This is a genomic window from Metabacillus litoralis (assembly GCF_007994985.1).
GTDB lineage: Bacteria > Bacillota > Bacilli > Bacillales > Bacillaceae > Metabacillus > Metabacillus litoralis.
The window spans coordinates 22,685-44,001 of record NZ_VOQF01000005.1 but is presented as its reverse complement, the minus strand read 5'-3'; the positions used below and the strand labels follow the sequence as shown (position 1 = coordinate 44,001).

The 21,317-nt window shown below is 33.9% G+C and carries 16 protein-coding genes and 1 riboswitch; of the genes, 6 read left to right on the top strand and 10 right to left on the bottom strand.

The features are described from left to right. Nucleotides 1–162: 162 nt before the first annotated feature. Nucleotides 163–1,119, top strand: a complete 957-nt coding sequence (gene tagU / locus FS935_RS08515; RefSeq protein WP_146947536.1) for a polyisoprenyl-teichoic acid--peptidoglycan teichoic acid transferase TagU — start codon at nucleotides 163–165, stop codon at nucleotides 1,117–1,119. A 201-nt stretch (nucleotides 1,120–1,320) separates the two neighbouring features. Continuing rightward, nucleotides 1,321–1,578: a hypothetical protein gene (locus FS935_RS08510; protein WP_146947533.1), complete on the top strand. Its 258-nt coding sequence runs from the start codon at nucleotides 1,321–1,323 to the stop codon at nucleotides 1,576–1,578. Between the two features lie 65 nt (nucleotides 1,579–1,643). Here FS935_RS08510 and FS935_RS08505 read toward each other — a convergent pair whose 3' ends face one another. Continuing rightward, on the bottom strand, nucleotides 1,644–2,102 hold the full coding sequence (locus tag FS935_RS08505) for a nuclear transport factor 2 family protein (RefSeq protein ID WP_146947532.1): 459 nt from the start codon (nucleotides 2,100–2,102) through the stop codon (nucleotides 1,644–1,646). A gap of 93 nt (nucleotides 2,103–2,195) precedes the next feature. Here FS935_RS08505 and FS935_RS08500 point away from each other — a divergent pair, with 93 nt between their 5' ends. Next, a complete protein-coding gene (locus FS935_RS08500; RefSeq protein ID WP_146947530.1) occupies nucleotides 2,196–2,621 on the top strand; it encodes a hypothetical protein in 426 nt (141 codons plus the stop codon). A gap of 53 nt (nucleotides 2,622–2,674) precedes the next feature. Here the strand turns inward: FS935_RS08500 and FS935_RS08495 are convergent, their stop codons facing one another. Together FS935_RS08495 and FS935_RS08490 are read right to left on the bottom strand one after the other, a co-directional pair. Next, on the bottom strand, nucleotides 2,675–3,400 hold the full coding sequence (locus FS935_RS08495; RefSeq protein WP_146947528.1) for an EAL domain-containing protein: 726 nt from the start codon (nucleotides 3,398–3,400) through the stop codon (nucleotides 2,675–2,677). A gap of 129 nt (nucleotides 3,401–3,529) precedes the next feature. Further along, nucleotides 3,530–3,613: riboswitch (cyclic di-GMP riboswitch) on the bottom strand. Between the two features lie 136 nt (nucleotides 3,614–3,749). Further along, nucleotides 3,750–4,568 carry a histidinol-phosphatase gene (locus FS935_RS08490; RefSeq protein ID WP_193559354.1) on the bottom strand — a complete coding sequence of 273 codons (819 nt, stop codon included), beginning with the start codon at nucleotides 4,566–4,568 and terminating at the stop codon, nucleotides 3,750–3,752. Nucleotides 4,569–4,705: 137 nt separating this feature from the next. Between FS935_RS08490 and FS935_RS08485 the strand changes: the two genes are divergently transcribed. Continuing rightward, nucleotides 4,706–5,263, top strand: a complete 558-nt coding sequence (locus FS935_RS08485) for a hypothetical protein (protein WP_146947526.1) — start codon at nucleotides 4,706–4,708, stop codon at nucleotides 5,261–5,263. A 35-nt stretch (nucleotides 5,264–5,298) separates the two neighbouring features. On the opposite strand, the gene FS935_RS08480 is transcribed toward FS935_RS08485, so the two are convergent. Together FS935_RS08480 and FS935_RS08475 are read right to left on the bottom strand one after the other, a co-directional pair. After that, on the bottom strand, nucleotides 5,299–6,441 hold the full coding sequence (locus tag FS935_RS08480; protein ID WP_146947524.1) for a toxic anion resistance protein: 1,143 nt from the start codon (nucleotides 6,439–6,441) through the stop codon (nucleotides 5,299–5,301). A gap of 12 nt (nucleotides 6,442–6,453) precedes the next feature. Further along, nucleotides 6,454–7,086: a 5-bromo-4-chloroindolyl phosphate hydrolysis family protein gene (locus tag FS935_RS08475; RefSeq protein ID WP_146947522.1), complete on the bottom strand. Its 633-nt coding sequence runs from the start codon at nucleotides 7,084–7,086 to the stop codon at nucleotides 6,454–6,456. A gap of 580 nt (nucleotides 7,087–7,666) precedes the next feature. On the opposite strand from FS935_RS08475, the gene FS935_RS08470 reads away from it, so the two are divergent. After that, the gene (locus FS935_RS08470) at nucleotides 7,667–9,502 is read left to right on the top strand and encodes an SEC-C domain-containing protein (protein ID WP_146947520.1); all 1,836 of its coding nucleotides are present in this window, start codon (nucleotides 7,667–7,669) and stop codon (nucleotides 9,500–9,502) included. 873 nt (nucleotides 9,503–10,375) lie between these two features. Here the strand turns inward: FS935_RS08470 and brnQ (FS935_RS08465) are convergent. Next, nucleotides 10,376–11,698 (bottom strand): branched-chain amino acid transport system II carrier protein, encoded by a 1,323-nt coding sequence (brnQ, locus tag FS935_RS08465; protein WP_168714477.1) that lies wholly within the window; start codon nucleotides 11,696–11,698, stop codon nucleotides 10,376–10,378. A gap of 268 nt (nucleotides 11,699–11,966) precedes the next feature. Here brnQ (FS935_RS08465) and brnQ (FS935_RS08460) point away from each other — a divergent pair, with 268 nt between their 5' ends. Further along, nucleotides 11,967–13,280: a branched-chain amino acid transport system II carrier protein gene (gene brnQ / locus FS935_RS08460; RefSeq protein WP_146947517.1), complete on the top strand. Its 1,314-nt coding sequence runs from the start codon at nucleotides 11,967–11,969 to the stop codon at nucleotides 13,278–13,280. Between the two features lie 404 nt (nucleotides 13,281–13,684). Here the strand turns inward: brnQ (FS935_RS08460) and FS935_RS08455 are convergent, their stop codons facing one another. The 4 genes from FS935_RS08455 to FS935_RS08440 all read right to left on the bottom strand — a co-directional run bounded on the left by FS935_RS08455 (nucleotide 13,685) and on the right by FS935_RS08440 (nucleotide 21,316). Next, nucleotides 13,685–15,898 carry a sensor domain-containing protein gene (locus FS935_RS08455; RefSeq protein ID WP_240050862.1) on the bottom strand — a complete coding sequence of 738 codons (2,214 nt, stop codon included), beginning with the start codon at nucleotides 15,896–15,898 and terminating at the stop codon, nucleotides 13,685–13,687. Between the two features lie 319 nt (nucleotides 15,899–16,217). Next, the gene (locus FS935_RS08450; RefSeq protein ID WP_146947515.1) at nucleotides 16,218–16,667 is read right to left on the bottom strand and encodes a hypothetical protein; all 450 of its coding nucleotides are present in this window, start codon (nucleotides 16,665–16,667) and stop codon (nucleotides 16,218–16,220) included. 8 nt (nucleotides 16,668–16,675) lie between these two features. Then, a complete protein-coding gene (locus FS935_RS08445) occupies nucleotides 16,676–18,760 on the bottom strand; it encodes a TRAFAC clade GTPase domain-containing protein (protein ID WP_146947513.1) in 2,085 nt (694 codons plus the stop codon). Nucleotides 18,761–18,775: 15 nt separating this feature from the next. Continuing rightward, nucleotides 18,776–21,316 (bottom strand): GAP1-N2 domain-containing protein, encoded by a 2,541-nt coding sequence (locus FS935_RS08440; RefSeq protein WP_146947511.1) that lies wholly within the window; start codon nucleotides 21,314–21,316, stop codon nucleotides 18,776–18,778. Nucleotide 21,317: the final 1 nt, after the last annotated feature.

Sequence of the window (21,317 nt, the reverse complement as noted above, 5' to 3'; positions counted from 1 at the left end):
AATGTTGATTATTAGCAATTTGGTGAATGGAGTGAAAGGCATGAGACTCCTGCGCCGAGGAGGCTCCCGGACCGCCCGCGGAAAGCAAATGCCTGTAGTGGAAATCAACAACAAAGTTTAACAGAGCCATAAAATAAAATTAAAATAAAAAGGATGACATAGATAATGAGAGAAGCAAGAAAGAAGAAAAAGACGTGGCTATGGATTACGCTTAGCATTATCGGATTACTTGTTTTAAGTACAGGTGGGTATGCGTTTTACTTGTATAAATCTGCTACAGATACTGTTGCTAGCATTCATGAAGAATTAGATCGTGACAAATCTCCCAAACGACCTGATAAAGTAACATTTACAGAAAAAGACCCTATTTCTATTCTTCTTATGGGTGTTGATGAGCGTGAAGGAGATAAAGGTCGTTCAGACTCATTAATTCTTATGACGGTTAACCCAAACACAAATTCAACACAAATGGTTAGTATTCCTCGAGATACTCGAACGGAAATTGTTGGTAAAGGCATACAAGATAAAATTAACCATTCTTATGCATTTGGTGGAACCGATATGACAGTTGCAACTGTTGAAAACTTTTTAGATGTTCCAGTTGATTATTTTGTGAAAATTAATATGGAAAGCTTTAAAGATACGGTTGATGCAGTTGGTGGAGTTGAGGTCAATAACACACTAAATTTCAGTTCTGGGGGCTATGATTTTCCAGAAGGCACCATTACGTTAGATGGTGAAAAAGCATTAGCTTATACGAGAATGCGCTACAAAGATACTCGAGGTGACTTTGGTCGTCAAGAACGTCAGCGCCAAATCATCGAAGGCGTTATGAAAAAGGGTGCCAATATCTCATCAATCACAAAGTTTGGGGATATGTTTGGAGTTGTTCGCGATAATGTAACAACAAACTTAACATTTGATGAAATGTGGGAAATTCAAGCGAACTATAAAGCAGCTAGTCAAAATCTTGAGCAATTCCAGGTAAAAGGTACAGGAGATAAAATTGGTGGGATTTACTACTATATTGTTGCTGAAGAAGAGCGTTTAGCATTATCAAATCAGTTGAAGCAGCATTTAGAGATTTCAACTGACACAGCAGCTACAACTTCTAACTAATGATCGAAAGCCAGTCACACAATGTAGACTGGCTTTTTTTCTTTGGTTTATATATAAATTTCAAGTTTCCCATTTCCAATTTAGGGAGTTTAATTTAATATATAATAAGATTGGTATTTTATAAAAAACTTAATTGAAAATGCATGAAATACTTACATCTTCCATATCCTTTAAAGAAATTATATATAGGAGGGACTCATTTTGGAATTTTCATTTGGATTTATACTCTCAATTGCGATTGCCATTTTCCTAGCAATCGATGCACCTAAACATGGTAAGAACCCATGGCTTTGGGGAATTCTTGGCTTTGTATTCGGTCCAATTGTTCTCGGAATTTATTTTATTAAAACAGGACGTAAAGTAGCTGGTTGGATTATCCTTATTATTGCTATAATCCTAATTTTACTGCTGATATTATTATTCGCAGTTGGCTTTTTCTTAATTTTCCAAGGAATTTAGTCAAAAGACCCCTTCGTGTCGTGGAGGGGTTTTGATTTATACCTAGATTGGGGTCAGACCCCCTACTACTTAAAATCCCACACAATTTTCCACTCACCCTCGTCTTCAACCGTATAAACATCTTGAAGCACTTTAAATGTCCCAAATTTACTTTTAAAGGTTTGTTCAACTGAAATGGAATTTGCCGTGGGAAAGGCTTCTGAGCCCTTTGTCATTTTAAAGCTTTTGATTTCTTTTTCATCGTTAATATTATATGAAAATGTATTCACACCATAATGACCCATATAGATATGTGATCTTTCTGTTACATAGGCATTTTTAGTGAACTTTTTTTGCATCACAGGATGAAATAGCTCCCATGCACTTCCAAAGTCCCCTTCTTGTTCATAATGATAAAAGGCATCAACAACATCTCTGGGTTCTTTTTCCCCTAGACTCGGTATAAACTTAAATACTATAATGATGAGTACGATAAGTCCGATTACGATAAGTATTAATGGGAGTTTATTTGATCGTCTTCTCACAATCTTCACCTCGCTTGCCTGTCTTCTTACTTTATACAAACTATGCACAGGCATGGACAAATATGAAAGGGTCTGACCCCAGAAAGGAACTATATGAGAGATATTATTTTGTTTTTAGCTGAAATTGTTAATAATGTTCATGATGTTTTAATTGTGCTGTTGAATGATATGTTGGGATTACAGCTTACTGATAAAGATATGCATTTTTGGATTATGGGTATTATCGGAATTATTACTTTTGCTGTTGTTTACATGATCTCAAAGTGGCTATCACAATTTAAGATAGGCATACACTTAATAGCCTTTTTATATACACTTACGTTTATGTTCGTTTTAGTATTTGCTATTGAAATTCAGCAGGCAATTACGAATAGAGGAAATATGGATTTTATTGATGCGATCATTGGGCTATGGGGTTATATTGTGTTGTTTTTAGTTTATTTAGGCGTCATTTTATTTGTAGTGGCTATAAAAGCTGTTACTAAGAAACTTAAAAACAAGAAGAATATTACGATGTAGATAAAAGTCATGACCTAGTATTAAATGAAGTCATGACTTTTTAAAATTTCTTGCTATGTGCCCCAACTAAGTTGTACCAATGGCTCAGGTCTTCCAAGCAAATACCCTTGACCAAACTCTACACCCAATTGTCGTGCCATCTCAAGGTCCTCAACCGTTTCAAGTCCCTCTAAGATAAGCTGACAACCATTTCTTTTACTATATTCATTAACTAATTGAATAAAAGATTGCTTTTTAGGAAATTGTGATAGCTGCTGCGAAAAATATCGATCTACTTTTATATAATCTGGCTCCATTTCAATAATTGTTTGGAAATCAGAATACCCTTTCCCCACATCATCTATCGCAAACCTAAATCCTAGTTCCTTTAACACCTTAATTCGTTCAATCAATCGAGATTGATTCTGTATATCTTCTAATTCACTAATTTCGAACACTAAATGTTGACAGTGCTGGGGATCATCAATCATAATTTTTTTAACAAAGATGAGAAAGTTTGAATCTAGTAGTGTTGTTGGAAAAACATTTAAGAACAAACACCCATCTTGCATACGATAGCCTGCTTTTTGATAGGCTTTAGCAGCTTTTTGAATGGACCGCGAATCTAATTCAACTAGCTGCTGTTCCTTTTTAGCTTGTAGAAAAATTTGCTCAGGATTAGTATGAACTTCCGACCTCATTAATCCTTCATACCCAATAATCTTATTATGCTCAATATTAACTATTGGCTGATAAAAATGGAAATAACTATCCTCCACGATCAAATCCTTTATTAACATTCTTTAGCCCACCCAATGTTGTTTTATAGATTTTGTGTAAAAGTGACTTTTTTCTACTATTTAATGTAAACGAGAAAAAGAGATATCTTTAACCGAATGGAAAAAGATATCTCTTTTCTATAACCATTCTTCGGGGGCTCGACTACCATAGTTTTTTACCGTAGGTTCGTAGCTTTGCGTCCTTACTTTTCAGCAAGTTTGCCATTATCGGAATTAATTGACCAATTTTATTTCATTCTATTACATGAACGGGTATAAAGTCTAGTTAATTTAGCATAATTTGCCGATAATTAAAATATTATGTCGAACTTTGGTACTACTTAGGTTAGATCAATATTTAAAGGCAATTTTATAATGATGTTTTTACTGGTTTTTTCTCCACAAAGTAAACCCATTCACGATACCCTATTTCCTTTAATCTTGTTTGCACCTGCTCAAAATCATCACAAATTCGTTCAGGTGTATGGGCATCAGAGCCAAATGTAACCGAAACATCATGAAATAACGCTCGTTCTAAAATATCATCTGCAGGGTACCAGCCTCCACAATCCTTTGTACTTCCAGATGTATTTATTTCGATTGCCACGTCCTGTTGACCAATGATTTTTAGCGTATTATCTATCACATCTGTTTGGATTTCTGAGAAAGCAGGATAAAATCCCTTCATTGCATCAATATGACCTAATATTTGAAACAAACCAGATTTTGCTGAATGCTCAATTAGTGAATAATACTCTTCTTTCACACCTCTTTGTTCTGCAGACGATAGCCCTTCCCAACGTCCTTTTTTAAAGATATTCACATCAGAAACATAGTGTACAGAGCCAATTATATAATCAAAGGGTTGATTAATATATTGGTTACGATATAGATCAATATGTTTTGGAAAAAAGTCACTTTCAACACCAAGCAATACATGGATTTTATCTTCATACTTTTTTTTCAAACGAAGAACTTCCTCAATATAAGGAATAAATTCACTTTTTTGCATAGCTATTGTTGGAAATAAATGATCTTCATCACTATAAAAATAAGGAGAATGGTCAGAAATACCAATATACTGTAAATCATATTGTATGGCCTGTTTAACATAATCCTCTATCGTACCAATTGCATGTCCACAACGTTGATGATGTGTATGCAAATCAAATTTCACTGAATTTGTCATCTTACACCCTCCTAGAAAAATTATCCATTATCTACTCAATATCATATCGCACAAAAAACTTTATGCCAACTTGATGATCATCTGTTTAATACTTTGCAAAAATGACAAAAATAATGAGATAAGAGGAGGTTAAGGTTTTGAATAATAGAAGCTTAATGATATTCGCTTTTTTATTTATAGGGATCTCTATAATTGGAAGTAAAGTAATCATTGACGAGAAGATGATTTCTAGTGAACATACTGAACAACGACAGATTGAGAGAGAATTAACATTACCTGCAAGTTCTGTTTTTTCAAATAGAAAACTTGATGAATTAACGATTGTGAATAATGAAAAAGCAGTCGAGGAAATAAAAGCTGATTACAGAATGAAGTTTGAAGAACTACAAGAAGATACGAATGTGAAAATTGATTCTTTATTAGAGGAAGCTAAAAAGGAATATCAAACTTTGGAGAGAACTCAAGAAAAAACTTCTTTAGTAGATTTTTATCAAAAATACGCTTCCGCTGGTCAGGTTATTGAGGAACAAACAGAGCAGCAGTTTTACATACTATATGAAGACTTAACAAAGAAGCTTGAACAGCTTACTTACGGAGAGGAAGCTGCAGAAGAATTTAAAGAGATTTATATTGAGCAAAAACAAGAACGCAAAACAGAATTGCTTAAGAAGGCTATTTCAATAGTAAAGAATTAAAGGGTCAGACTTGGTGTCTGACCCCATTTATATTTCTACATCCCCGAAAGCTTTTTCTTTAAATCTGTTTCCATTAAAGCCAAATCTTGTTCAGCTTGAAGGCGTTTCGCTCGGCCTTCAGCTTGTATACGAAGTGTTTCTTCTAGTGTTGATACCAAATGCTCCTGCACTTTTTTCAATGTATCAACATCAACAAGTCCTCGTTCGTTTTCTCTTGCCGTTTCTAATGTGTTCACCTTAAGCATTTCAGCATTTTTCAGCAATAAATCATTTGTTGTTTTTGATACAAGCTTTTGTGCTTCAACTGCATCTTTTTGACGTAATAATGTTAAAGCAATGGCCACTTGATTCTTCCAAAGTGGAATCGCTGTTGTGATGGAGGATTGAATTTTTTCTACTAAAGCTTGGTTTGCACTTTGAATTAAGCGAATTTGTGGTGCACTTTGCATCGTGATTTGTCTGCTTAACACAAGATCATGAGTTCGTTTTTCTAATCGATCAGCAAACTGCATTAAGTCATTTACTTCTTGATAGGCCATTTGATCTTGAGTAGATTCTGCCTTTTTCTTAAGCTCTGGAATTGTTTTTGTTTCTAGTTCTTCGAGCTTTAGCTCTCCTGCTGCAATATATATATTAAGTCCATGAAAATATTCTTTGTTTTTTTCATAGAGCTGCTCAAGTATGTTAATATCATTTAGTAGGCTATTTTTTGAATGATCCAGTTTTACACTGATTCGGTCAATTTGCACACCTGTTTTTTGGTATTTTGTTAATACCTCTTGAATTGAATTTGATACTTTACCAAACATTTTTGAAATAAGGCCACGTTTTTCAGTCTTTAAATCATCTGGACTCACCTGCTCAAGCTTTTTCATGAGATCACCAATGATTTCACCGATTTCACCCGTATCCTTTTTTTGCACATGATCAAGCATCGAATGCGAAAAATTCATAAGCTTAGATTGAGCCTGAGTACCATACAAAGCAATTGCCTGTTGGTTTGTTGGATCAATCTGCTCTGCTAGCTGTATAGCCTTTTGACGATTTTCCTCTGGTAACACATCGATTAATTTTGCTGATTTTGACTTTGGTAAATCTGTGTTATTCATAACTAGCTCATCTTGTCCAAATGGATTTGAAATAAGATCATCTAGCTCGTTTTGATTGTTGTTTTTCATGCTTCATACCTCCTATTTATCGTTCTTAATTGATTTATTTAGTGAGAGCTTTGCAACATCTAATTCAAATTGCAGTTGATTGATATCTTTCGAGACAACATCATGTAAATCCTTTTCTAGTGATTCTTCTAAATCAGATATTGTCCTGCGGGTTTCATTTAATGAGTTCGTCAATTCATTATTTTTCTTAGGCTGAGAAGCTAAAAATGCATATTTTTCACTTAGCTCAACAATTGAATCTAAATGAGAATAATAAAACTGCTCTGCAAGATAAAACCGCTTTGGTTCTTTTTTCGTAATCGAATAAATTTTACTTACCACTCGGTAAATCTCAAGATTTTGCTTAATTGAAGCAACATTTCTGATCGTAAAAAGGGCTTTACGTAATCTTTTGATTTTATGATTTGCTTCTTTTAGATTTTGTTTAATATATCGATATTCTTTTCTAGTAAGCTGGTTTTGCTTTAGAAATTGCTGAAACGTTAATGCTTTGGCGGAAAAGAAGACTGCTGTTCCTCCACCTAGAGCATATGTGCTTGCTAGAAGATAGCTTTGATCTAATGGAAAATAACCAATTGTCCATATGATAACTGTTGAAAAAAGAGCTGCGGATGATTGAATAAAGAAATTCACTGTTTGTTTCATCTTATCGTCTCCTATAGAAAACTTACTAATATATAGTACGTTTTAAGTTGTTGAAGGTTTCATTTTTGAAAGATCATAATTTGTGAATACTCGATATCTTGTAGGAAAAAGAATTGAGTTAGATTTATTTGAAAACCCTTATATTAAGCATGTTGCTGGTTGATTTGCGCTGCAGGGTTGCTCGCTTTCCGCGGGGTGGGCGGTGAGCCTCCTCGGCGCTTACGCCTGCGGGGTCTCACCTGTCCCACTGCTCCCGCAGGAGTCTCGCACCCTTCCGCTCCAATCAACTGAAATAGTTTTCGTGGTGAAAACTAGTTAAAACACTTATAATACAAAACCTTTTTGAGAACATTTTAAAAATCAATATAGTTTTCCATTGATGATAGGATTGGATATATCACTCCGGCGAAAGTGAATTCAGATTATAAAATTCACAACAAAAAAATCAATATTAATAGAACCTTTCTTCACAACAGAATCTATATCAAACAAACAGCCACTTGAACAAATGTAAAGTTTCTACTAAAATCACAATTGTTATACATAAACGAAAAATACATATACAGATTAGGTGATAGTAATGTCAATAAAACGAAATGATCCATGTACGTGTGGTAGTGGAAAGAAATATAAAAAATGCTGTATGCTGCAAGAAAATATAATACAGTTACATGAAGTGAAAGAAGAGCGCTTTTATCAGCAAAAGCATGTTCTTGTTATTAAAGTAAAAGATTTTATTGAGAAAGCTATTCCAACAAGTCAATTATATCAATTGCATAGTGAATTTAAAAATAGGACAAATCATTCTATTAAAGATAAAGGTGCAGAAAAAGCGATATATGATTATTGGTTAATCTTTTTTAACACATTTGAAAATGGATTCCGGGGAATTGAGTGGTTTCTTCATGAAAATGAATTACGACTTTCTCAATCTGAAAAGGAAATGGCTACAACCTGGGCTTCATTAAAACCAAAGCTTATTCAAGCTGTTAACAAAAGTGATGAAGCAATTTTATTTGAAGATGTGATCACGAAGCAGCAATATCCAGTGTCAACGTTTAAAGAAAATATTCCGAACTTTGTACCATGGTTTGGTACATTAGGCCTTTTAGAAAAATTTGAGCAGTTTTACTATTTTAATGGAGTAAGAATTTTCAAAGATCCTGATAGTATAAAACGTGCTGCAAAAAAACTAGAAGAAATAGTGTCTGCTGAGAAAATCAGTACGGAACAAGCTTTAGTTGATTTCTTTCCAGAAATACTTACAGCTCTCACTACAAATGAAGAAAGACCACAAAAACCTACTGAAATTACTCATTACAATTTAAAATACAATGTATTGAATGATTCAGCTGTAGCGAACTTTGTTCACTCTCAAGAAGCGATTGTCATTGATAGTTGGAACTTTGAGAAAAAGCTAGCTAGCTGGGTTACGGATTGGCATGAGTATAAGGATAGTGAACTTAATAAGCCAGTTTTAGTCGGAAATGTTCTTGGATCAATTTCACAAACAAATAATGAATTAACGTTTAATACTTTTGAAAAAAATCTTGTTGATGAATTTAAAGATATGCTAGAAAGTGAACTAGATTCATCAGCTATTTCATTTATTACCGTTGATACTCATACACAAACCATTCCATATCAAGTGGAGCTAAAAAATACAATAGCATCCTTCCAGGAAGGCACTGCACCGTATTTTGCTTTATATGCACAAAATGATATTAGACAAGAGTTAGATGTTAAAATTCCATTGTTAGGGGATAAATCAATTCAAGAACTAATTGAATCTGGTGAAACAAAAAGGGTAGAAACTTATCTGCAATCACTAGAATATAATATGTATGTGCAAGTGGAGAAAGATTATGGTAGTGTTCCTGTTTCAGCCGATTTTAACGCAGTTCGTAAAGAGCTAGGTCTTCCATTATCACCATTTGTAACAGGTGGCGAAAATAGAAGCACAATCTACACACCTATTGTTTTATCAGAAACGAGGCAAAAACCACTTGTAAATGAAGAAGACATTCCAGTGTATGAGCTATTGGGCTTTGCACCAAACACTGTTGATAATTTCTATTCTGGAGATCTTGTTACATTTTTCAAAGAAAAAACAGATGGAAAAGCAGAAGGAACAGTTAGAAAATACCGTAACTGTTTATTCGATTTACGAGAAATATTAGAGGGTCATGCAAAAACAAGCTGGAATGAATGTGACAAAGAATTTTGGCAGCAAGTTCTATCAGCTGATTTCCCATCTCTTTACGATCCAATCAGCAAAACCGTGATCAAAGACTTCACAAGCACAATCAAGGCATTAGCAAAATGGTTAGATAAAGGGAAGAAATCATCATCTCTTGGCAAAATTGTTGCTGATGTGGCGAAAGATGCAGAAGAGAAAATGTTAAGTTTGGTTTAAGAACTAGATTAAGATGAGCCACCTTTTGAGGTGGCTTTTTTGTATTGTGGGGGTTGTTGGAAGTGAGTAATTAAAGGGGTTCATATTTATACAATTGTACACATAATTGTATATGTAACGTGGATTTTTACAAAGATGTAAGTGGTATTTTATACATGTTTTATTGGAGTACGAACTGATATTTGGTTTATTAATCAAAGCTTACTTGTATAACGTCCTATCCATATTTCTTTAAGTCATGTTAACAAACTTGTCAGTCATTATTTAATGATTTATCAACTATTCGGGCTCTCTTATCGACCATGTTCTCACTTTTCCACGCCGTTCGATCACTTGCAAACCATTAATTACATTATTCCGACCATCCAGCCTCTTTTATCGACCATGTTCTCACTTTTCCACGCCATTCGATCACTTGCAAACCATTAATTACATCTTTCCAACCATCCAGCCTCTTTTATCGACCATGTTCTCACTTTTCCACGCCATTCGATCACTTGCAAACCATTAATTACATCTTTCCAACCATCCAGCCTCTTTTATCGACCATGTTCTCATTTTTCCACGCCATTTGATCACTTACAAACCATTAATTACATTTTCCCGACCATTCAGCCTCTTTTATCAACCATTCCCATACTTTTCCACACCATTCGATCACTTGCAAACCATTAATTACATCTTTCCAACCATCCAGCCTCTTTTATCGACCATGTTCTCACTTTTCCACGCCATTCGATCACTTGCAAACCATTAATTACATCTTTCCAACCATCCAGCCTCTTTTATCGACCATGTTTACGCTTCTAACAAAATGACTAATCAAAACCCTTACAAAAAAGAGCAAGGGCACACACCCTCACTCCACACAACTTAAGCAGCAAGATCAGAATCAACATCACTACTAGATTTCATAATAGTACTTAACACATATCCAACTAATGCCCCCACTATTGCAGGCACTAACCACCCTACTCCCTGATCATAAAGAGGAACATTAGCTAAAACTGAATCCATTGCTCCAGCGAAAAATGTAAGATTTATTGTTTCTAGCACACTAAATATTCCTGTAAACAAGATCGTGAACAAGTAAACTTGCTTACTTACTTTTGCTGACATTAATCCAAGTGTAATCAACACAACTGCAATCGGATAAATTGCTCCTAGTATTGGAACAGAAACGGTTAATATTTGAGTTAATCCTAAGTTTGCTACGAGAAGACTAAGTACTGCTAGAATAACTGCCCATTTTTTATAAGATAGCTTTGGGAAAATTCCTGTAAAGTATTGACTACATGCAATAATAAGTCCGATACACACACAAAGGCAGGCTAGGGTAAATAACATGCCCAGCATAATGATGCCACCTTGACCAAATAACGAATTCATCACAAGTGTTAATACTTGTGCCCCATTTTCTGGTTGACCTATTGTAGCACTAGAAGCGCCAAGATATGCTAAAATCCCATAAATGGAAGCGAGTAAAATTCCTGCGCCAATTCCAGCAATACTCATATATCTTGAAATTAATTTTGGACTGTCTACACCTTTTGCGCGAATCGTGTTTGCGACAACAATACCGAATACTAGCGCAGCTAAAGCATCCATCGTCAAGTATCCATCTAAAAAGCCTTGGAAAAATGAATTATTAGCATACACTCCTGTTGCTTGTCCAAACGAGCCAATCGGTGTGAAAACTGCTTTGACAAAAATCACTACAATCATCACTAGCAAAATTGGTGTAAGCAGCTTACCAAATCGATCAACTAGCTTTGAAGGCTGTAGACTTAACCAAAGTGTGATAGCAAAGAATACGATTGTGTACATTAACAACATGAATGGTTGATTCATTAGAGATTCTGGTAAAAAGGGTTTAAGTCCCATTTCAAATGAAATTGAACCAGCGCGTGGTATTGCTAATCCAGGTCCTATTGATACATAAATCAATAACGGAAAAAGAAACGCAAAACCAGGATGAACACGCATTGCTAATGTGTGTAAGCTACCAGCCTTTGCCACCGCCATTACGCCTAATATTGGCAGTCCAACTGCCGTTAAGATGAATCCGGCTAACGAAATCCAGACATCTTCACCTGCTGAACGACCTAAAAATGCAGGAAAAATTAAGTTCCCTGCACCAAAAAACATGGAAAAAAGCATAAAACTAATAAATATAAGTTCTTTTTTCTTAAACATTCTTGTTATCTCCTTAAGTATAATGAGGTGAATTATACCAAGGGAGAAGGTTGATTGCTAGTTAAGTTAAAGATGTTTGATTATTAAAATTTTTCTGATTTATAATTTATACTAAAATACTAAAATTTTTACATTTTTACCGAAGAAGTTTTTATAAAATTTATTTTTTTCTACTAATTCACGATTAATATGTGCTAAACTGATTTTTGTGTCGAAAAAACGAGAATAATAATTATATCTTACAATAGTTAAATTTCAGGAGGACAATATGAGTAAACAATTATCCGGTAAAGAAATCCTTGTTATCGGTTTAATGTTATTTGCGCTATTTTTAGGTGCAGGTAATATGATTTTTCCCCCAGCACTAGGACAACAAGCTGGTGAACATGTTTGGTTAGCAACAATTGGATTTTTAATCACTGGTGTCGGTCTTCCCTTTTTAGGAATTGTGGCTATTGCATTAGCAGGTAGTGATATTCGTACAATTGGTAACAAAGTACACCCTATGTTCGGAGTGATTTTTCCGATTATTTTGTATTTAACAATCGGACCGTTCTTTGGGATTCCAAGAACTGCTACAGTAGCTTATGAAATTGGTATAACACCATTTCTTTCAGAAGCACTAATAAATTCACAACTAACACTTTTGGTCTATTCAATCATCTTTTTTGTTATCACGTTTTGGCTTGCTCTTAACCCAAGTAAGCTTGTTGATCGAATAGGTAAAATTTTAACTCCCGCTTTACTGATCATTCTTGTAATGTTAACAATAAAAGCTACTCTAACACCACTTGGTAAATTTCAACAATCTCAGGGAGATTATATCGAGGGTGCATTTTTCAAGGGCTTTTTAGAGGGCTATTTAACACTTGATACTTTAGGTGCACTAGTTTTCGGAATTGTGATTGTGTCAGTTATCAAAGAACGTGGTGTCACAGAAAAAATAGATATTGCTAAGGTTTGCATAAAAGCAGCCATCATTGCAGCAATAGGTCTTGTTCTTGTGTATGTATCACTTGCCTTTATTGGAGCTTCTAGTGTTTCAAGTCTCGGCTATTTAGATAACGGTGGGGCAATTCTATCTGGTATTGCACATGAATTATTTGGGCCTTTAGGGAAAATTGTCCTAGCACTAGCCATTACATTTGCATGTTTAACAACAAGTGTTGGTTTAGTATCAGCATGTGGAAATTATCTATCAAGTGTTATACCAAGATTAAGCTATAAGCTATTAATTTTCATATTATCTTTATTTAGTACAGCTATAGCAAACTTTGGTTTATCACAGCTAATCTCGGTTTCCATTCCATTATTATTCACGATTTACCCTATAGCAATCGTACTGATTTTATTATCATTTATTGATTACGCATTTGGAATTAAACCAATTGTTTATCAATACAGCTTAGTCGCAACAGCAATCATCAGTGTTGTTGATGGATTAAAAGCAGCTAACATTAATATAGAAGGAATTAATCAATTATTCTCCTATATCCCATTTTTCTCTATCGGAATTGGCTGGCTTCTACCAGCAATTGTTGGAGCTGTTTTGGGTATGATGATGAGTTATCAGAGAGATTAGTAAGAACTGTTCATATTAAAATTTGTTACTTTAGTGATTTGAAGCAAATGGTATATCCCTTATTCAAAAAGGATATTTAAGAGATAAAACACAGTGTTTCACAGGTATTTAAGTCAATTAGCAAAAACTTACTAGAATGGTTGTTTCATCAAAGATCATTGTATAAACTAGTGGAATGCAGCGGAAGACACTCGACTCCTGCGGGTGCAGAGGAAAGGTCAAGACCCCACAGGCGCAGCCGAGGAGGCTTGACTTCCTCCCCGCGGAAAGCGAGTGTCTGCAGCGAAATGAAACGGAATTAATACTTCCTAACAAATTACCCGCAAAAATGGCCTCTAAAAACAAGTTTTTTAAAAAGCGATAACCAAAAAGCCTTGAAAATAATGATCTCTTCAAGGCTTTTCCTATCTATCCAATCCCTTTTCCAGCAACAAAAAAACTTCCTCAGCTGGCAGTGGCTTACTAAAGAAATACCCTTGTCCATACTCACAAGAATTCCCCTTCAGAAACTCAGCTTGTTCTTCTTGTTCAATTCCCTCAGCCACAATCGTAAAGCCCAAATTATGACCCATATCGATAATCGCTTTAGCAATAGATCCATTATTTGATGTATCACAAATATCATCAACAAATGATTTATCAATTTTAATTGTATCGATCGGTAAATGCCTCAAATAACTTAATGATGAATAGCCTTTACCAAAGTCATCAATAGATAACGTCACACCAAGCTTTTTCAACTCATTTAACACAATTGTTGAATTTTCGATATTTTGCATAATACTTTCAGTGATTTCTAGCTCTAGATCTACTGGATTTAAGTCATGCTCTTTGATCACCTGCTTCACATCCTGTGCAAAGCAATTTTCCTGCATTTGTCGAACTGATACGTTAACAGCAACTCGTAATGAAGATATTCCTGCTTTCTTCCATTGTTTTTGCTGTTCACTAACCTTTTGCAGCACCCATCTACCAATTGGTACAATTAATCCTGTTTCTTCAGCAATTGGAATAAATTCAGCAGGTGAAACACTTCCATACTTTGGAGAATTCCAACGTAGTAATGCTTCTACTGCTATTATTTTTTTCGTACTAAGCTCTACTTGCGGCTGGTAATGGATTGTTAATTGATCTTTATTCAATGCTTTTCGTAGCTCTACTTCTAATTTCATTCTTCTTGTTGAATAGTTATTTAGCTTCGGATTATAGTATTGATAATTATTTTTCCCACGATCTTTTGCCAAATACATCGCTGTATCAGCGTTTTTGATCAGTGTTTCCTGATCCTCTCCATCAACTGGATATATACTAATACCAATACTTGTTGTAACAAAGAATTCATCGTCTTCTATATATAATGGCTGTGAAAAATCGTTAATAATTTGCTTTGAAATGCACTCAATTTTATCGTTTGTTGCATCATTTAATAAAATTAAGAACTCATCTCCACCTTGTCGAGAAACTAATCCTTCATCAGAAACTGCTTCAGATAAACGCTTGGCAACAAGCTGAAGAACATGATCACCTGTTGAATGTCCTTTTGTATCATTAATCACTTTAAAGCGATCTAAATCTAGAAAAAGCACTGCTAGTTTTTCATCCTTTGAATTAAACAAACGATTGTTTAGATGTTCTTTAAACATATTTCGGTTAGGAAGTCCTGTTAACGTATCGTAATAAGCCATATGATGAATGATTTCATCTGCTTTTTTACGTTCTGTAATATCTCTTCCTACTACTAATGTTGCCAATCTTCCTTCATAAGGAATTCTCATGACTGACATTTCTAAGTCAACATTCTTTTTATCAATTCGAATGATCTGAAGTTCAAATCTATTTATTTCTCTAGCCTTATCTTCCATCTCTGTTAGAGCATCACTGATCTTCCTCACATCAGCAGTAGAAACAAACTCTAGTATTGATCTACCAAAAAGCTCTAAAGAACTTTCTACACCAAGAAGTCTACATCCAGCTTCATTGATAAAGTTAAACTTCCAATCTTTAATAACAGCAATAAAATCTGGAGATAGTTCCACGATTCCACGGTAACGTTCTTCTCCTTCTTTTTGTTCAGTAATATCAAATAATACGGCAGAAAAGTCATTATAGTTACCTTTATCATCATAAGTAGGAATACCTCTGTCTTGAATCCACCTTACATCACCATCAGGTCTAAGTATTCGGTAAATGCTTGTCACAGGTTTTCCTTGATCAATAAGCTTTGCTCTTTCTGTTAAGATGTTTTCATCATCAGGATGGACTACTTTTTTCCACAGATAGTGATCATGATAAAACTCATTTAAATTATAGCCATATAAATGCTCAATCCCCTGAGAAATATAAAGATTATCTGATTTTAAATCGTGTGCCCATACTGCCACATCTAATGAATCAAATATATTATTTAGCTTTTGATTACTTTTCCTAAGCTCATTCGTTGTCTTTCTAAGAGTAATCAGTAATCCTAATAAAACAAAAACTGTCAAAATATTAATCGTCACATAAGATACTTGTAAAAATATATCTTTCATTTGGAAAATATAAAGAAGTACTTGATTCAAAACAATCAAAAGCATAACACTGATTATAATTTTAAACCACTTCGGCTCTGACGACATCATGTTGTATCTCCTAATCAAAGTATGTTTGTACTTATTGTAACCATTAGATTGACACCTGTCACTAGGCATACTAGATTTATACTTCATTTACAAAAACCCCTAAACAGCTTAATATACATTTTCTGTTTTAGGGGTTAGCCACATTTATTTTTATTGTCACTCAAGGTTATTTTCGCAAACTTTGTTGCTTTTATATACTCGAGAAATCAGCACAGTAGTAAGTCTAGTGGCATCTTTTCTTCAGGTAGCTTTATATGCGAAAATCCACTGTTACTACTGTATATTTTGATTACATAGCAACAATCTTTCAAGAGCCTTACTCAATTATCTTAACTGTTTTTGAGCTAATCCAAAATTGTTCCTGTGTTTCTTGATTAATTATTTTATACCAAATGGTACCATCACTGTTTTGTTCTTCATAATAGTAGAATTGGTCTCCCTTAGCAGCAACAAAAGCAACTGTTTCATCTTTTACTTCAGTTGAGGTTCTTACATTTGCCCCTTCAGTTGTAACTTCTAAAGATCCTATATGCTTAAGTTCAGCTCGACCTTCTTCTTGGTTTTCTTCTGTAACTTCTTGTTGAATCATTTCATTAAATGCTTGCAAACTAGAAGAACTTGATACTGTTTGTCCACTATAAAGATTCCACACAGCTTTAAAAGCCATTTGAATTTCAGATTTTAAGAGGTACCAACTAAAAAGTAGAAGCAGAATGACGATTAAGTAGCAAATGGCTTGAAAGTAATATTTTTTAATTAATAGCATCTCTCACACTACTTTCCATCATTAATAATTTTTAAATCCTTATGAAGTTCACCTAATAGCCATAGCAATGGCTCTGATGTATGATCAACCGTTTGCTCCTTCTTATGTGAGCTATAAGCAAAAAATTGATAATTTGATAGCTTGTTATCAACCTTTCTCAAGAAATTGTTCATTCCGACGCTTGCCAAGAATTCCTTACATAGAAAATGTGTAGCATCTGATATATTTTTCATATCATCTCTTGTTGCTGCAAGTTGCTTAGCTGTTTCTGTTCCGACTTCATTTTTTAACACTTGATCAATTTTATTCACAACGATCGCAATTGGTTTAGTAATCTTCTCATGTGCTTTAATACCATAACTCTCTTGCAGTTCAATTAGAAAACGATCAAATATATTTTCAAAGTCCGCAAAACTAGGATTAACAGCATTCACGTTATATTCTCGTTGATATCTTTCTCTCACATTTGCAATTGAAAACGGATCAATAACAAACACAAGACCATCATAATGTTCCAGATATCGCTGTTTTTTGAAATCACCACTTGTTTCAAATGTTTCTCCAGAAGGATCATAAAGATAAAGAATTTTTTCAATCTTTGATTTTTTTGTCGTAATACCTACATATTGTGCTTCTGGTGTACGACTTTGCGTTTTTATTGGACGAACACCAACACTCTGGTTTCTATAAAAAGCTTCAATACTATCTTTAAACTCAGCTTTTGGGTATCGAAATGTCCAATCTTTACTTTCTGATTCATTAATTAAAGAAGCCATCGATGACATGACAAAGCTTGTTTTCCCTGCTGATGTACCACCAATAACAGGTATTTGTAATGTTGTTGCTTCACTACTATAAATAGGAGTAGAACAAGTGTGACAACTAGCATCTAGCTGACTTCTACCATTAAAGATCGAGGTTGAGATTTTATGTCCACATTGACATTTTCTTTTTAAAGTTCCAAATTTACTTGGAACCATCAATGTATGTGCAGTTTGGCAGCTAGGACAATGGTATGTTGGTAGAGCAGAATGATGATAGCAGGTAGAACATACAGTTGAAATATTATTGATTTTTCTATATGTCTGGTCACCATAGTAAACAATAGTCCAAAAGGCGAATACAGGAGCACTATAGATTGCTAACAAAGAGAAGTGTATAGCTGCACTAATTGCAATCAAAGCGTTGCCTACTGTAAATGTCGCAAAAATAGCAGAGTAGGAAATAATACTTAAAAATAAATGAATTGCTTTTCCATAAGTATTCTTATTTTTTTTAATAGAATGATAAATTTCTTTCACGTGTAGCCTATTTGTTTTGAAAGCTGTTTGCATAACATTTTTTGCATCAACAAATGCTTTCTTAAAAATATATTTTTCATAAGCAGGTTGACTTGATGTTGATAATATATTTTTTTCAACCTTAACAGTATTTCTGAAAATAGTAGCATAACTAAATACATGCTTGTATAAAGCGTAAATATAACCACTAATAATCAGAGGTAATAACAGGAACGGAAATGAAATAACACTCATCACGATATGAAAAAGTTTCATCCGAATAAACTCTTTTGTTAAAGCTGCTTTTGCTAAATAAATCGCATAAGCAATAATTAAAATAGCCCACTTAGCACTCATGATTGTTGGTAACCATTCAAATGAATAATAAGATTGATTTAACAAAGCAAGTATTTCACTCGTAAATAATCCTTTTATCCCTCCGACATATTGGACGAAAAAGAATAGATAAAATCCAAAAAATAGATAAAGACAGATTCCAATATACTCTAATGTTGGTCGTAGAATAAAAGATGCTATAACGATCATTACTACAGTCCCTAAACTATATAATATGTAGTCCATATTAAGCGGGAGGATAGTAAGTGATAACACAATAAGTGCAAAACTAATTGATGATATAAATGATCGTCTCACTTTGTCATGTCCCCACATTAAAATAAAAAATGCAGGGATAACAAGACCAAGTAGACTATTTATAGCAAATGATTCAAACTTAAATTGCCATATTAACACAGACAGTATGAAGACTATTCCATTTAGGACACGGAAGCCTTTTTCTAGATATGTATCCATATGTAACAAGACCTCCTACTTCTTAAATGATAAAATGTTTTTTACTTTTGAAAGCAGATTACGATCTTCGACTATTTTGTCCTTTAATAAATCCCATTCTTTTTGATATTTCTTCTTTTTAAGAAATTGTTCATTTAAATGCTTAACAACGGATTTATTATCTTTTAAATAAACAATAATTGACTCATGATAGATTGGTTCATTACCATCGTCAATAGTATGTTTAATAATGTGAAGATAATAGGTAAAAAACGATTCAATTAAGATTGGTGCTTGTTTTTTATCTACCTTCTTATCTTCTAGTAATCTTTCAATAGCCATCCATAAATCCTCGACCAAATTAAGCGGTGCAAGAGATTGAATAATTGACGCACTTATTTCATTTCTCTTTGCAAGTAATGGTAAAATCCATACCATATATTCTTGATATTTCGAAGATGAGAGATGCTTAAGATCTCTTGTGATTAATTTTATCTGTATTTCATTTTGTTTTACTTTTAATCCTTCGGCAAACTCTATTAAATTGAAGATATTTGCATTGTTTGTAATTGTTACGTTATCTTTTACTTTCTTCATGCTTGTAAGTAAATGAATATGCTGTTTGTATCGATCATCTAATGGAATACTTCTTTCAATAGAGATAATAAATCTCCCCAAGTACTGTTTACTCGGATAGTCAATAAGTTCCGAATTTAATAATTTTTCAGCTTGTTCAAATAATCGATCTCTTTCACCTATAATCTCGATTTTTTCTATGACCGTACAAACAAGCTCCGCTATTGTTTTTGTCGGAATCGATGCAGGTTTTAATATACTTGAATACCAATTTAGAAGGGTTGTTGCTGGTGATCTTGACTCTTCTAATGCTTTCTCAGCTACTCTTTTTAAGATAAGTAATCCCTCTTTAGTTGTGAAAATTGCGCCTGGTTTATAGCTATTTTTCTCAATTGCGTCTAATAGAATGGAATCTACTTCATTTGAATATTTCTTAGATAAGTAAACTAGAAATCTCTCAGTATAACTAGGATATTCTTTTAACAGCATTTGTACATAGTGATCTCTAGATTGACTAGTAAACATTTTATCTAATAACGGTAGAACAAATTGTGAATGCTCTTTTTGAATGTGTTCCACACCTGCATTCAGCTCAGCTAAGTGCTGAAAAACATTTGATACATAGAACTTGATTTTTTCTTCATGTGATTCTTTACTAAGTGGTAAAAAAACATCATTTAAATTCGACCCCAAAGCCCACTTTTGAAACTCCCCATTTTGGTGATTCATTGCTTTGATATGGTGGAAATAAGCAATTGTTTCACTAAGCATTGCATGGTCCGCTTTAAGCATAAGCTTATTAAACGAATCAAAGAAAAACTTAAATGCAAATCGACTATTTTCTTGATTTCTTGCAATATAAACAGTATTAAATAGAAAACGACTCATCGATTTAGCTAATCCTAAATCAAGTCCATCTATTAGATTTTGCCACTTTTCAATATCAAAATAGAAATTATCTCTTAGTGTTTCAACAATTTGTTGTTGAAGAGATTGGTTACAATATGTATCAGCAAAAGAAATGGCTGATCGTAATTCTTCTTTGTTAATGGACATGCCATTCATAAATTTAAACAATGAAACAGCACCGTCTATTTCCTCATTCACCTTTTGATAATTTGTTTTCTCTAAAAACGTAAAGAAAGGTTGTAGTCCATTCCAATTTTCAAGCATTTGTGAGGTAACAAATTCAGTGTATAAGTACATTTTTTCAACCTGACTATATCGATTAAAATGGACATCAAACACATGAAACTGGTGATTTAACATCGATTCATTATTTCGATAGCTTGTCCCCTCCTGTAACGTAGCATTTATAAATGCATTACTTTGAAGAGGATCATAGGTATAGCTTGTAAAAGTTAAATGGTGTGCCAAACGAACAGGAAAGGCCATCTGTATTGCAGCTAACCACATTGGTACATGTTCTTTTTCATCAACAATTAAGATTCTTTTACCATGTTCCTCATAGTTTAAAATGATATTGATCATTTTCTTTAGTACTACAATCCGGTTTTCTTCTTTAAGAAAAGCATGGATGTTATCAAAAGATAAATCAGAAGCTATTGTTACTTTTTCAAGTGTTGGTAAAGGCTCTGGTCTACTTGATATGTTTTCTTCTTCTTCTGTTAATCGATTTCTATAGATCGATGATTGATACAGTTGAAAAGGGTAAAAAGGAAAGTAATCTTCATCACTAACAATAGTATGACTAAAAGAATTACCAAATCGGCCCGAATAATCTTTTCCAGTATATTGGGTAAAAGCTAGCCCAAATCTCCCACTAGGAAGTTTTAAAAAGGTAAAGGCCTTTGGATAGTTCGCCATAGATTCATTCTCTGGCTGTGCAGGCATATTGTCTGGTCGATTATATTTACTATATTTTTCAATCTCCTCAATATCTTGCTCAACTAATCCTTCCGAAGCAGAATAAGTCTGAAATCCTGATACCCCTCCAAAGCCCGATTTGGCAGAGGTGTAATAATGCTGAAAATAGGTCATT